Raw genomic sequence first — 12567 nt, forward strand, 5'->3', positions numbered from 1 at the left:
GCGAGCGCGTGGCCGCCCTCGGTGTGGCGCTCGAACCCGCCCTGCTGGCCGCCGCCGCCGCCGCGCCGCCGCCGCACGCGCTGGGGCAGCTCGGCGCCTATTTCGCCGATTCCGGGGCCCTGAGCCGGGCGGCGACCGCCGATTTCGTCGGCGCGGTGCGGGCCCATGAGGACGCGGTCCGCGCCCATCTGGAGGCGACCGCCGCGGGCGTCGACACCGAGGATCTGGTGCTGCGCGACAACAGCCGTCCCGCCGCCTTCGTCTTCGTGGGGACCGCCGCCCTGTTCGGCGCCGTGGCGCTGGCCTTCGCCCTCTTCGGCTTCCCCGGGCTCTCGAGCGGGGAGGCCCGCCTCGTCGCGGGCGTGGCCCTCGTCCTTGGCGCGCTCTTCGGCGCGCTCGGTGCCTACCGCCTCTGGCGGGGCGAGCGAATCACCCTGGTCCTTCGCCCCGAGGGGCTGGCGGTGCCCGGCCTCGACCGGACGATCCCCTGGGACGACGTCGCCGATCTCGATATCTCCGTGAACCGGACCGGCCTCGCCACGCGCCTGCTGCTGCCAAACGCCCCGTTTCCCGAGCGCGTCCCGGGCGGACGCGGCGTGACGCTCGATGCCAAGCGCCGGGTCGTCACGGTGGCCCTCGCCCTGCCGCGCAGGATGAAGCCGCAGGACTTCGCCGACACCCTGGGCCGCTACCGCGCCATGGCGCAGGCCCGGCGGATCCTGGCCGAGAAACAGGGAGCCACCCGCCCGCCCGGTCGCGAGGCCGCGATGGCCGGCGGCGTGCCCGCGCTCGCCGGCCAACCTGGACCCGCGCGCCTGCCCTCGTCCGGCCAGGGCTGGGCCAACACGGCCTGGGTCCTGTTCGGCGTGGCGTCCCTCTGTGCCCTCCTGGCGGCCTGCGCCGTCTACACCGCACCGGTGGTGGTCTCCGACTGGCAGGTGCGCGAGACCGCGCGGCCGGTGGCCGGTGGCCGGGTGAGCGACGGCACGTGCAGCGCCAAGGTCATCCTCCACATCTGCGATGCCACGCTCAGCGTGCCCGGTCGCACCGGAATCGTGACCCGGCGGGTGAACTACGTCTTCTCCGGCCTGCACGTGGGCGGCTACCGCCTCGCGGTGATGGCGGACCCGGCCCGCCCCGAGCTCGTCACCACCGACCTCGCCCTCGACACCCTCTGGAACCGGACGATCACCCTGCTGGTCATCGCCCTCGCCATCCTGGCCATCATCGTCGGAGCGCTCGTCTCGCTGATCCGCAATCGACGTGCGGACCGCGCCGTGGCGGGGTAAATCGTCTCGACCTGCGGTTGACCGCAGGTTGATGAAGTCTCGCGTTGCAATGTCCGGGCGCAAATATTGACTTGGTGATTACGGAGCGAAGACCGCCAGTCATCCTGGAACCAGCACAACGATTTGTAAGCTCCTTGATGTGTACAAGATGAGCCCTTTCGTATCCGACGGGCCTGGACCGTTGGAAGGCTAATCACCCGGGGTCTCTATCCGTGTCACCCCGCATCAAGCGCTCGCCGATGACAACGGGCCTTGCTGCTCAGCCCACACCCTCTTCCTTCGGATGGTCGCGGGCGGGTTTCATTTTCGCGACGATGGCCGCCGTGACCTTCGTCTGGGCGAGTCTCGCCTACCATCTGCAATCCCGGGAGCGGACGATCCGCGAGCAGACGCATCGCGACGCCGTCAACCTGTCAATCGGCGTCGAAAAGCACGTCGAGCGCCTGTTGGCCGGGGTCGACCAGGTGATGCAGTTCATCGCCGAAGATTTCCGGAAAGATCCCGACGCCTTCGATCTCGCCGCATGGCTGAGGCGCGCGACCTCGCTCGAGGAACTGACGACCCAGGTCTCGATGTACGACGTGGCGGGCGAGCTTCAGGCCTCGCGGACGCCCCTGGCGCCCGGACTTCCAACCTTCAATGTTCGGGACCGGGCCTATTTTCAGGCCCTCGCGGCCGGGAAAGATCCGGGGCTCTATATCGACCGCACCCTCACGGGCCGCTTCACGGGTCGATACGTGTTCCAGACGGCGCGTCGCCTCAGCCGGCCGGATGGCAGCTTCGCCGGCGTGATCGTGACCTCCATCGATCCCGACTACCTGTCGAACCAGTTCAAGGCGGTCGATGTCGGGTCCGAGGGCAGCATCGGGCTGTTCGGCTATGACGGCTATATCCGCGCGCGCTACCCGCACGTTGAGGGGATGTACGAGCGGAACGTCAGCTCGAACGGGACCGGCGAGGGCGTTCTCTATCAGCTTCTGAAACGTTCCGCCGGCACCTACGAGGTGCAGAGCGTCTTCGACCAGGTCACGCGCATCGTCGGTTACAGGACCGTCGGTTCGCTGCCTCTGATCGTCACCGTCGGCAAGTCGCTCGACGAGGTGATGATTCCTCTCCGGAGCGAGCGGCAACGCGCCGTCGCGGCCGGTCTCGGCATCACGGCCCTGCTCCTCGCGTTCCTGATGCTTCGGCTACGCGTGCTCGGACGCGACCGCCGGCATGCGGAAGCCTTGGCGGACGCAAACCGGACCTTGCTGGAAAAGGAAAAGATCGCTCGCGCGGCGGAGGCTCACTACCGCCTGCTGGCGGAAAACACGACCGACGTCATCATCTGGTGCGACCTCGATACGACCCGTCGATACGTTTCGCCCGCCTCCAGCACGGTGCTGGGCTACGCGCCGGAGGAACTCGTCGGAACGCGGCCGCTGGAATCCGTGCACCCGGACGAAGCCGAAGCGTACGGCCGTATTCTGGACGATCTGACCAGCGGACGCGTCGAGCAGGTCGTCACGTGCCAGCGCTACCTGTGCAAAGGCGGGCGTTACACCTGGGTCGAGATTTCCTTCAGCCTGACGCGCGACCCGGCCAGCGGCGCCTTGAACGGCTATGTCGCCTCCCTGCGCGATGTCGCGGCACGCAAGGAGGCCGAGCTTCAGATCGCCCACATGGCGATCCACGATGCCCTGACCGGGCTACCCAATCGGCTGCTGTTTCGCGACCGGCTCAACCAGGAGCTTGCGAACGCGAAGCGGCACGGCAACGGCTTTGCGGTGCTCGCCTGCGATCTCGACCGGTTCAAGGCCGTCAACGACACGCTCGGTCACCCCGCGGGCGACAAGCTGTTATGCGCGGTTGCGGAGCGGCTGACCGGGGTGGCCCGGGAGGTCGATACCGTGGCGCGGCTCGGCGGCGATGAATTCGCCCTGATCCTGTCCTGGCTGGAAGACCCGCAGGCGGCGGGCCTCGTGGCGGAACGGGTCCTCGCAGCCTTGAGCCAGCCGGTCGAAATCGACGGCTCCACGATGAGCATCGGAGCGAGCATCGGCATCGCGCTCGGGTCGGGCGAGACCCAGGATGCCGACAGCTTGTTCAAGAACGCGGATATTGCGCTCTACAAGGCCAAGGCGGCCGGTCGGAACACGTTCCGTTTCTACGAGCCGGGCATGGACGCGATGATCGCGACACGCGACAGTCTCGAACGCGACATGCGGGACGCCGTGAAATCCGGCGGCTTCGTCCTGCACTACCAGCCCGTCATCGACCTTGCGAGCAACGCGGCCGTCGGTTTCGAGGCCCTCCTGCGCTGGCAGGATCCCGTGCGCGGGGCCGTCTCGCCGGCCGACTTCATCCCGCTCGCCGAGGAGACGGGTCTGATCGTCACGCTCGGTGCGTGGGCCTTGCGCGAGGCGTGCCGCGAGGCTTCGTTCTGGCCCCGTGACCTGCGCGTCGCGGTGAATGTCTCGGCGGTTCAATTTCAGCAGCCCGGCCTGGAGCAGAGCGTCCTGCAAGCCCTGTCGGCCTCCGGTTTGGCGCCGACCCGACTGGAACTCGAAATCACGGAGAGCGTCCTGGTGCAGGATGCCGAGTCGGTCATCGCCTGCTTGCACCGTCTGCGCGCGCTCGGCGTGCGTATCGCGCTCGACGACTTCGGAACCGGTTATTCAAGCTTGAGCTATCTGCGCCGGTTTCCGTTCGACAAGATAAAGATCGACCGTTCGTTCATCCGCGAGATCACCAATCCGGATTCCGCCGCCATCGTGAGGGCCGTCGTCGGCCTCGGCACCCATCTGGGCACCGCGATCACGGCGGAGGGGGTCGAAACGATCGAACAGCTCAACCAGGTCCGCAAGGAGGGCTGCACGGAGGTGCAAGGCTTCTTCTTCAGCAGAGCACTTTCGGCATCCGATGCCCGACGCTTCGTCGACGTCCAAATCGGCGCCGCCGCCTAGACCGCAGACTCGACCGTGTCCGGATCATAGGCGCGCCGCCGGATTCGACGATGCCGAAGGCGACCTCGTCTTGCGGATCGGACTCACAGTGCTGGAACACTTCTCCGCCCGGAGCACTCGCCGATCGACACCGGTTCGACGGTTTTCCGATCTGCGGACTCCTTCGGACAGGAGGCCGATCGAGTCCTGACCCTTAGAACCGCGTCGTCAGCCGGGTCAGCCAGTCCGGTGAGGCCTCGACGAGGAGCGTTTCGAGGCCCTTGTCGGCCCCGAGCAGGATGGCGCATCCGGTCACCAGGAGGAGGAGGCCGAGGCCTGCCTTCAGGCCCCGGCCGAGGCCCAGCATCCGGTCGCGCCAGCGCATCAGCACGGCGCGCGACAGGGTGCCGAGGAGGACGAGCGGCAGGGCCGCGCCGAGCCCGAACAGCAGCATGGTGAGGGCGACCGCCGCGAGGTCGTGGCCGCGTGCGGCCAGCAGCGAGGCCGCGCCGAGGGTCGGGCCGACGCAGGGGCTCCAGACCGCGCCGAGGAGCAGGCCGACGCCGAACTGTCCCGTGAGGCCGGCGGTGGAGAGCCCGCCGAACCGGCGCTCGGTCCAGTCGCTCAACGACCCCGCCGCCACGGCGAGCCGGGTCTGGGCCGCCGGCAGCAGCAGGACGAGGCCGAGGCCGATCATGAGGATCGCCGCGCCGGTGCGAAACAGGCCGGTGTCGAGTCCCAGGCCGAAGCCGATGGTGGCGACGAACAGGCCGATCGCCACGAAGGACAGCGCCAGCCCGCAGGCCAGCGCGACGGGGCCGAACCGGTGCTCGGCCGCCGCCGCCCCCAGAACCAGCGGCAGCAGCGGCAGCACGCAGGGCGAGAGCACCGACAGCAGGCCGGCGAGGAAAGCCAGACCGAGGCCGGTGCCCATGGCCTAGAGCGTCTTCTCGACCAGGCCCTCGATCCATTCGGGCTGGGTCTCGCCCACCGAGCGGCCGGTCTCGGTCTCGCCCTTGAAAGCGATGAGCGTACTCTGCATGCGCGCGTCGAACCGACGGAGCACGTCCTTCTGCGAATCGAAATCGACCTCGAAGACGACGAGGTCGCGGAAGCGGGACTGCTGGCGGAGTTCGGCCAGGATCGGCTTCTGGATCTTACAGATCGGGCACCAGGGCGCGCTGACCTCGACCAGGATCGGCTTGCCCGCCTTCTGCGCCGCCGCGAAGGCTTCCGGGGTGTAGGGGACGGTCCCCGCCGTCTCCGCCGCCCAGGCAGGGCCGAACCGGGCCGACGCCGCGAACGCCAGCAGGGCGAGGACCACGCGCCGGTTGGGCAGCGTCACGCTGCCCGCATCGGTGGCTGGACGATGGCCGGATCTCCGCATGGCGCCTCGCTCCTCGAAACCGTGTCGCCGCTCCGGTTCGTCCGGCGCTCGTTTCGCGATGCATACGGTACGGCGAGCGTCCTGTCCGAGAATGCGTGACCTGTTTCACGCGATCCTGCACAAGTTCGCGTGACGGACCGCCCGGCCACGCAGGATGTTGCACTTCGCGCGATCAGGCCGCGCAGGCTTCGAGCGTGGGAAAATTCACCGGAATGGCCGCGGACGGTGCGCTCGGTTGCGGGTGCCAGGTCTCGCCCAGGCTCAGCAACGCGCGCTTCACCGCGTCGAGCCGCGAGGGCTCGCCCTCCGCCATGCCTTCGCCGGCCGCGACCTCCTTCAGGTATTCGTCCCAGGCCCAACGGCGCAGGATTTCGCGCTTGCACCCGGGCAGGAGGCGGTTCTGCCGGAGGACATCCTCCGGCATGGCGAAGGCGGCGGCCGGGTTGAGGAGGGCGCGCTCCATGTCCGGCAGGCCGCCACGGCGCCCCGAAATTCGTTTCGTTTCAAAGCGTTGGGTCGAAGAGGGGGAAGTCGCCATGACGTCCCGCTCTCTCAGTTCAGGACCGCCGGAGCGGCCACGCCCGGCAGGTCGTCGAGGGCCCGGAGCGCATCGAGCACCGCGTCGAGGGGCACCGGCTCCGCCCGGCAGCCGACGAGGCAGCGCAGTCCGGGGCAGGATTCCACCGCGCAGGCATCGGACGCCCAGGAGGCCAAGATGCCGCGCTTGTCGGACAGGTTCAGGCCCGGATGCGCCAGGACTTCGCGCGGATGGCGAAACAGGTCCCCCGGATTGGCATAGGCGGTCCAGGCATCGAAGCCGCTCATGCGCGCAGCCACGGGCGCCACTGGGCCGAGATGCTGGAGTTCAGGTGCCTCGCAGGGCGCCAGGACGTCGGAAGACCTTTGGGATACCATCGTGTCGATCGAGATCATCACAATTTCTCCTCCGAAAGACGAGATCGCGATGCCGCCCACGGATCATGTCACCCGCGAGCGGCCGGCGTTGCCCGGGTGACGGCCTACGCCGCGATGGCCTCCGGCTTCGTCCGGTCGGCGAGCCGCGTCGGCGCGTTGTCGCGTGCCGTGCCGATGGCGATGCGGCGCGGCTTCAACGCCTCCGGAACTTCCCGGACCAGGTCGATGCAGAGCAATCCGTTCTCCAGCCGCGCATCCGTGACGGTCACGTGGTCGGCAAGACTGAAGGTCTGGCGGAAGCTGCGCGCGGCGATGCCACGGTGCAGGTAGGCCCGCTCGCCCTCGGACTCCCTTCGCTGTCCCGTCACCAGGAGCGAGGTGTCGTGCTGGACGAGGTCGATCTCGTCGGGGGCGAAGCCCGCCACCGCGAGGGAGATCCGGTAGCGATCCTCGCCGGCTTTCTCGATGTTATAGGGCGGCCAACTTGTCATCGGTTCGACGCGACCGGCTTGGTCGAGCATGTCGAACAGACGCTCGAAGCCGACGGACGAACGAAACAGCGGGGCGAGATCGAAGGTTCTCATATCCACATCCTCCTCAAGAGCGACATGACGATGAGCGACGCCGGACACCGAAGCCGGCGCCGTTCCGGTGAGCTGCGATAAGCCTCACATCCCGCAGAATGCCGAGCGATCGAAATGGTTCCGCCGGTGATTCAGAAAATTTCGTGGGCTTTTTGAACCTCGAACGAAAGCTCTGTTGCGTATCGATCCTCAAGGTTTTCGATAGGCGGAACCATCGGCCGCAATCGCCGGATCCTCGACGTAGCGACCGTGCTTCGGCACGGCGATTTGGTCGAAATCCCTTGCCAAGGCATCGAGCGCGCGACGCATGTCGGGCCCCTCTAGGGGTCGCCCATGCCCGGTGATGACCCGCTCGGGCTCAAGAGCGGCCAGGGTCTCGACGGAGCGCCGGGCGGCTTCCCAATCGGTCGTCAGGTACATCGGCGGGCCATGGATTTCCGGCTCCTGCACCGCCACCGCGTAGGCGGATTCCTGCGCGGTGGTCACGAAGGCATCGCCCGCGATGAGCGTGCGATCACTCGCGCGCCAGAGCGAGACATGGCCTGCGCTATGGCCCGGCGTATGGATCCAGAGCCAGCCCGGCATCGACGGCACGGTGGCGTCCTCGGGAAGGATGCGCAGGCGCTTCGAGACGTCGACGGGCCGAGTCGGGTAGAGCGGCGAGATCCGCGCCATCAACCCGCCGCCGACGCTCGGATCGGGGGGCGGATAGGACGCGGACCCGTCGAGGTAGGGGCGCTCCAGGGGATGCGCGTAGACGGGCACGTCCCAGGCCTCCGCGAGGTCTTCCAGCACACCGACATGATCGAAGTGCCCGTGGGTGAGCACGATGGCGGCGGGACGCGCACCCTCGCCGAAGCGTGCAGCAGCGGCTTTCTCGATGCGCCCGCGCGCTCCGGGAACGCCCGCATCGATCAGTACCCAACCCCGGTCGCCGGCTCCCACCGAGCCGAACAGGACCACGTTGGCGATGGCGAGCCGCCGGTAGGCGAGGTCCGGCATGATGGCGTGGGTGCCGCCGGCCTCGTCCACCTCGGCGTCCAGGCCCGTGATCACGGCCTCCGGCGAGACTTCAACCTGCTGTGCCATGCGTGCTTTCCCAGGTAGGGCCAAAAGGCGGGTATGAGATCAGCTCCGAAGCAGGTGCAGGCTGAAGCCGCCGGCCTCACCGAACCAGTGCTGCACAGGCTCCCAGCCGTTCGCCACGGCCAGGGCCGCGAAGGCTTCGGGCGTGTATTTGTGCGAGGTGTCCGTGCGGATGCTGTCCCCGGCTCCGAAGGCGATCACGGTGCCGCCGAGCCGCACCTTGGTGGCTTTGCGCGCCACGAGATGCGCCTCGACGCGGAAGGGCTCATCGCAAATCCGAACACCGTGCCGGAAGGCATCGAGATCGAAATCGGTTCCGAGTTCGCGATTCATCCGCGCCAGGATGTTGCGGTGGAAAGCGGACATCAGACCATCGGCCCCGCCATACGCGGAGTGCAGGATCTCGGCCTCGACGGTGGGATCGGCGCCGACGAGGAAGAAGCAGGAGCCGAGTGCTTCGCGGGCACGGGCTAGGAATGCGCCGGCTTCCACGGGTGCGAAATTGCCGATGCTGGTCCCTGGGAAGAACGCCAGGACGGGTCCGCCGGAAGCAGGGATGGGGAGCGTGAACGGCTTGGCGTAATCGGCGCACACCGCCCGCATGGCGACCTGCGGATAATCGGGTGCCAGACGGCGGATCGCGTCGGCGAGGTATTCGCCGGAGATGTCCACGGCGATATAGGCGGCAGGCGCCTCCAGGACGTCGAGGAGGGTACGGATCTTGCGACTGGCGCCGCTGCCGAATTCCACCACCGTCGCGCCCGGGCCAACCTGGGACGCCACCTCCGCCGCCACTTGGGGCAGGAGCGCCATCTCGCGGCGGGTCGGGTAGTAGTCGGCAGTTTGGCAAATTCGGTCGAACAGATCGGACCCTTTCGCGTCCCAGAGATATTTACCTGGCAGGGCTCGCGGTGTCGCGGAGAGGCCCGTGAGGACGTCGCGCAGGAACTCCGCGCCACTGGAATTATCGATCAGCGGAGCGGCAGCCATCGTCACGCCCGCGTTGCCGTGAGGACGACGAGGGCGATGCGCTCGACGTTGCCATAGGCGGGGTCGCCGAGCTCCTCGCCATATTCGTCCGGGTCGAATTCGCGATAGGTCCAAGTCAGACCGGCTTTCGCGCACAGAGCCCCGGCCGCTTCGCGGAACGGATCGGTCCCGTCGACGATCGCCGAGCCGGTGAAGAGCACCAGACTGCCGCCGGGGCTCAGGCGCTCGCAGGCCGCGTCGATGACTTGGAGAGAGAGGCTTGCACCCAGCGGGCCGCCACCATGACGGTAGGCACGCTCGCTCCGGTCGATCATGAAGGGTGGGTTCGAGACGATGAGATCGAAGCGACCCTCCACCGCGCGTAACATGTCGCTCTGATGAAGGCTGACGTTACCGGCCCCCGCCGACCGGGCATTGACCGCCGCCGCCCGCAGGGCTGCCGGGTTGATGTCGACGAGCGCCACTTCCGCATCCGGCACGCGCTTGGCGATGCAGATGCCGGCCGCCCCCGAACCACAGCCGATATCGGCGGCGCGATGCACGGGCGCCGTCCAGGCTTGAAGATGATCGAGCACCGCGTCCACGAAACGCAGGGTGTCGGGACCGAAGAAGACGGCATCGGCGGCGCTCGGTGGATAGGCCGAATGCAGGAAGAGGCCCCCGTCGAGGCTGGAGAGGCGCACGGTGGCGCAGAGATCGTTGCCGTGCGGAACCAGTGCGCCGGCCTGTTTCAGGGCGCTCGACACCTCTGGCGGAAGAAGATCCGGTGCGAAGGGACGGCTCCAGCCGAGCACATCGCGCAACGATTTCGCTCGGGCATTCTCCGGCCGGGCGTTGACGCGTGCGTGGGTGGCCGGCGTGACAGTGATAAAGCGGTAGCCCGTTTCGCGCACCGCCCGGACGAGGGCGAGCAGCGCATCGGGCTCGACGTTTGGAAAGGGCAGGGCTTGCGTGATGGTATTCATCCTCAGCCCTCCCTGCCGTCGGTGACGAAGGCACCTTTGCGCAGGGCCGCCATGACCTCCCCGCCATCCCAGGCGGCCGGCTCGGAGCGACGGCGGAAGGGGCAGGTCCACTCGTCCGGGACGGCCCGGCCGCTGAACTGGCGGGCAGCGGAGCGCTCGCCATGTTCGGCCAGCATGGGGTTGGGTGAGCCCGCGAAGGCCACGTCACGCGCCACGATGCTGTCGCGCAGGCCTTCGTAGCGCCCCTCCATTCGCAAGCGCTGGAACTGGTCATGCAGGTTGAACACGAGCGCGGGCGCGGCGAAGCGCCGGGCGGGCCGGCTCGCGGCCGGATGCAGGCCGACGATGAAGAACCCTTCGCCGCCGAGACTCACCGAGAAGTGCGGGTCTTCCGGGTCCTCGCCGACGCGGGAATCATGGGCTTGGCCGAGATGACCATCATGGTCGGAGAGGGATTGCACCCGCGACCACAGGGCCGCCTCGAACGCCTCCTCGGAGCTGGGCGACGGACCCGCGAACAGGACGACGAAGCTGCGAAACATTTCCGGCGCCTGCCGGTAGCGCCAGACGAAGGCGAGGAGCGCTGCGTAGATCCGGGCATCGTCCGTCGGCGTGCCGATGCCCTGCGCCACGATCACCGTCATGCCCCCGCGCGACAGGGCCGATTTGGCGCCCACGCAGGGAAACGGCCGATGGCGAATGAAATCGCGGAAGCGTTCAGCCAGGGGATGAGCCGTATCGTCGGGAGGAAGCAGCATAAACACTCAAGGTTCAGGGCAACACCAAAGTGCCGCAGGACTCCGTCACCAGATATCATCGTGAACAGCGATCAACCCCTTGCCTGGGCAGATCGACGCCGACGATACGAGGAACGCCTACAGCCTGAGGTGAAGGCTGTCGGATAGCCTCGTGTTCCATGGAAAACCGAGGCATCCACCGGGAAGATCTTGATCCGCCGCCGATTCCCGCGACGCGGGCCGCTGAGGTCACCAGAGCGAGAATTCCGTGGCGAAGTCGGTCGTCTTCAGGCGCTCGCAGGTCTCCGGCTCGGCCTTGCAATCGGCGCGCGGGCGCAGAGCCAGGGTGCCGTCCGCCGCCGTCTCGAAGCGCAGGCGCACGGCTGGATCGTCCGCCTTCGTGTAGGCGAGGCTCACCTCGAAACGTACGAAATCGTAGTGGTCGCAGTCGGCGTAGACGATGAGGTCGCGCGAGACAGCCTCGCCCGGATTGAGGTCGGAGGGCTCTCCGCCCGCGTCCGTGGCACCCGCGAACAATCGGCTCTCACGCAGAATCGCTTCACCCGGTCCGTCGAAGGCGTAGGCCCGTGCCGTGGTGGTGCGGTCGGGGACCGGCCTCAGGTTCGCAGGTTGACCGCCGCCTGCCTCCGCGAAGCGCACACGCACGCCGGTGACGTTGTAGACGATGCCGAGGACACGCACCCCGGTTTGCCCGACGTTCCGGCGCGTCACGGTGGAGCGGATGGCGACGTGCTGCCCGCGCTCGCCGGCGCGCACCAAGTTCGTCGTCACCGAGACGGCGGGCGGCTTCAGGGCCGGCTTGATCCGGGCCTCGTAGATGAAGGTGTAGACGGCCCAGGCGCCCGCCGCGATGATCGCGAGGGTCTGCACCAGGGCGTTGGTGCGCTCCAGGCTGGCGCCGCGTCGAGCGGGGGCGTCTTCGTTCTCGGTCTTTGGCATTGCGCGTTCCCGCCCGCTGTATCGGGTCGGCAAGCGCGGTCGGCGATGCTCGGTTCCGACGCCGTCCGAGGGCACAACGACACTGCGTCCGGCCGTGCCACAACGCGAGACGCCGGAGCCCCATCACGGAACCCCGGCGTCTTGGATCGTCTCCGCGAAGCCGGGCGCGAAGCCCGGCCCGCCCGCTCTCAGAGCGAGTAGTACATCGTGAACTCGACCGGGTGCGGGGTCATCTCGTAGCGCATGACCTCCGTCATCTTCAGCTCGATGAAGGAGTCGATCTGGTCGTCGGTGAAGACGTTGCCGGCCTTGAGGAAGGCACGGTCGCGATCGAGGTTCTGCAGAGCCTCGCGAAGCGAGCCGCAGACGGTGGGGATCTTCTTCAACTCGCGCGGGGGCAGGTCGTAGAGATCCTTGTCCATGGCGGCACCCGGATCAATCTTGTTGATGATGCCGTCGAGGCCGGCCATCAGCAGGGCCGAGAAGGCGAGGTAGGGGTTCGCCATCGGGTCGGGGAAGCGGACCTCGACGCGCTTGGCCTTCGGGTTCGTCGTCCACGGGATGCGGCAGGAGGCCGAGCGGTTGCGCGCCGAGTAGGCGAGCAGCACCGGGGCTTCGTAGCCGGGGACCAGCCGCTTGTAGGAATTGGTCGACGGGTTGGTGAAGGCGTTGATCGCCTTAGCGTGCTTGATGATACCGCCGATGTAGAACAGGCAGGTTTCGGAAA

At 67.9% G+C, this 12567-nt stretch carries 11 protein-coding genes and 2 pseudogenes; 2 read left to right on the forward strand and 11 right to left on the reverse strand.

What is annotated here, in order from left to right; all coding sequences use genetic code 11:
* Together JWQ05_RS20395 and JWQ05_RS20400 are read left to right on the forward strand one after the other, a co-directional pair.
* Positions 1–1289, forward strand: a pseudogene (locus JWQ05_RS20395) (hypothetical protein); the annotation flags it as partial.
* 212 nt (positions 1290–1501) lie between these two features.
* Positions 1502–4237 (forward strand): EAL domain-containing protein, encoded by a 2736-nt coding sequence (locus JWQ05_RS20400; RefSeq protein WP_299662638.1) that lies wholly within the window; start codon positions 1502–1504, stop codon positions 4235–4237.
* A 193-nt stretch (positions 4238–4430) separates the two neighbouring features.
* On the opposite strand, the gene JWQ05_RS20405 is transcribed toward JWQ05_RS20400, so the two are convergent.
* From JWQ05_RS20405 to glnA, 11 genes and pseudogenes are all read right to left on the reverse strand, one after another.
* Positions 4431–5150 carry a cytochrome c biogenesis protein CcdA gene (locus JWQ05_RS20405; protein ID WP_299662640.1) on the reverse strand — a complete coding sequence of 240 codons (720 nt, stop codon included), beginning with the start codon at positions 5148–5150 and terminating at the stop codon, positions 4431–4433.
* A 3-nt stretch (positions 5151–5153) separates the two neighbouring features.
* A complete protein-coding gene (locus JWQ05_RS20410; RefSeq protein ID WP_299662661.1) occupies positions 5154–5555 on the reverse strand; it encodes a thioredoxin family protein in 402 nt (133 codons plus the stop codon).
* 220 nt (positions 5556–5775) lie between these two features.
* Positions 5776–6066, reverse strand: a complete 291-nt coding sequence (locus tag JWQ05_RS20415) for a hypothetical protein (protein ID WP_299662643.1) — start codon at positions 6064–6066, stop codon at positions 5776–5778.
* Between the two features lie 89 nt (positions 6067–6155).
* Entirely contained in the window at positions 6156–6536 is a 381-nt protein-coding gene (locus JWQ05_RS20775) for a hypothetical protein (protein ID WP_366944623.1), read from the reverse strand.
* 86 nt (positions 6537–6622) lie between these two features.
* Positions 6623–7102 carry an Hsp20 family protein gene (locus tag JWQ05_RS20425; protein ID WP_299662646.1) on the reverse strand — a complete coding sequence of 160 codons (480 nt, stop codon included), beginning with the start codon at positions 7100–7102 and terminating at the stop codon, positions 6623–6625.
* A 189-nt stretch (positions 7103–7291) separates the two neighbouring features.
* Complete coding sequence (locus tag JWQ05_RS20430; RefSeq protein WP_299662649.1) at positions 7292–8191, reverse strand: MBL fold metallo-hydrolase; 900 nt, start codon at positions 8189–8191, stop codon at positions 7292–7294.
* A gap of 39 nt (positions 8192–8230) precedes the next feature.
* Positions 8231–9178 (reverse strand): L-histidine N(alpha)-methyltransferase, encoded by a 948-nt coding sequence (gene egtD, locus JWQ05_RS20435; protein ID WP_299662651.1) that lies wholly within the window; start codon positions 9176–9178, stop codon positions 8231–8233.
* Positions 9179–9180: 2 nt separating this feature from the next.
* Positions 9181–10143: a methyltransferase gene (locus JWQ05_RS20440; protein ID WP_299662653.1), complete on the reverse strand. Its 963-nt coding sequence runs from the start codon at positions 10141–10143 to the stop codon at positions 9181–9183.
* A gap of 2 nt (positions 10144–10145) precedes the next feature.
* Positions 10146–10901, reverse strand: coding sequence for a guanitoxin biosynthesis heme-dependent pre-guanitoxin N-hydroxylase GntA (gene gntA / locus JWQ05_RS20445; RefSeq protein WP_299662655.1), 756 nt, complete (start codon positions 10899–10901; stop codon positions 10146–10148).
* Between the two features lie 228 nt (positions 10902–11129).
* Positions 11130–11840, reverse strand: a complete 711-nt coding sequence (locus JWQ05_RS20450) for a hypothetical protein (RefSeq protein WP_299662658.1) — start codon at positions 11838–11840, stop codon at positions 11130–11132.
* 188 nt (positions 11841–12028) lie between these two features.
* Positions 12029–12567, reverse strand: a pseudogene (gene glnA, locus JWQ05_RS20455) (glutamine synthetase); the annotation flags it as partial.

The organism is Methylobacterium sp. (assembly GCF_028290105.1).
Lineage (GTDB): Bacteria > Pseudomonadota > Alphaproteobacteria > Rhizobiales > Beijerinckiaceae > Methylobacterium.

What these genes read in the sequence shown, in the direction of transcription:
- JWQ05_RS20430 (WP_299662649.1), bottom strand. Translation starts at nt 8,191, where the DNA reads ATGGCACAGCAGGTTGAAGTCTCGCCGGAGGCCGTGATCACGGGCCTG.
- gntA (WP_299662655.1), bottom strand. Translation starts at nt 10,901, where the DNA reads ATGCTGCTTCCTCCCGACGATACGGCTCATCCCCTGGCTGAACGCTTC.
- JWQ05_RS20425 (WP_299662646.1), bottom strand. Translation starts at nt 7,102, where the DNA reads ATGAGAACCTTCGATCTCGCCCCGCTGTTTCGTTCGTCCGTCGGCTTC.
- JWQ05_RS20405 (WP_299662640.1), bottom strand. Translation starts at nt 5,150, where the DNA reads ATGGGCACCGGCCTCGGTCTGGCTTTCCTCGCCGGCCTGCTGTCGGTG.
- JWQ05_RS20450 (WP_299662658.1), bottom strand. Translation starts at nt 11,840, where the DNA reads ATGCCAAAGACCGAGAACGAAGACGCCCCCGCTCGACGCGGCGCCAGC.
- egtD (WP_299662651.1), bottom strand. Translation starts at nt 9,178, where the DNA reads ATGGCTGCCGCTCCGCTGATCGATAATTCCAGTGGCGCGGAGTTCCTG.
- JWQ05_RS20775 (WP_366944623.1), bottom strand. Translation starts at nt 6,536, where the DNA reads ATGATCTCGATCGACACGATGGTATCCCAAAGGTCTTCCGACGTCCTG.
- JWQ05_RS20440 (WP_299662653.1), bottom strand. Translation starts at nt 10,143, where the DNA reads ATGAATACCATCACGCAAGCCCTGCCCTTTCCAAACGTCGAGCCCGAT.
- JWQ05_RS20415 (WP_299662643.1), bottom strand. Translation starts at nt 6,066, where the DNA reads ATGGAGCGCGCCCTCCTCAACCCGGCCGCCGCCTTCGCCATGCCGGAG.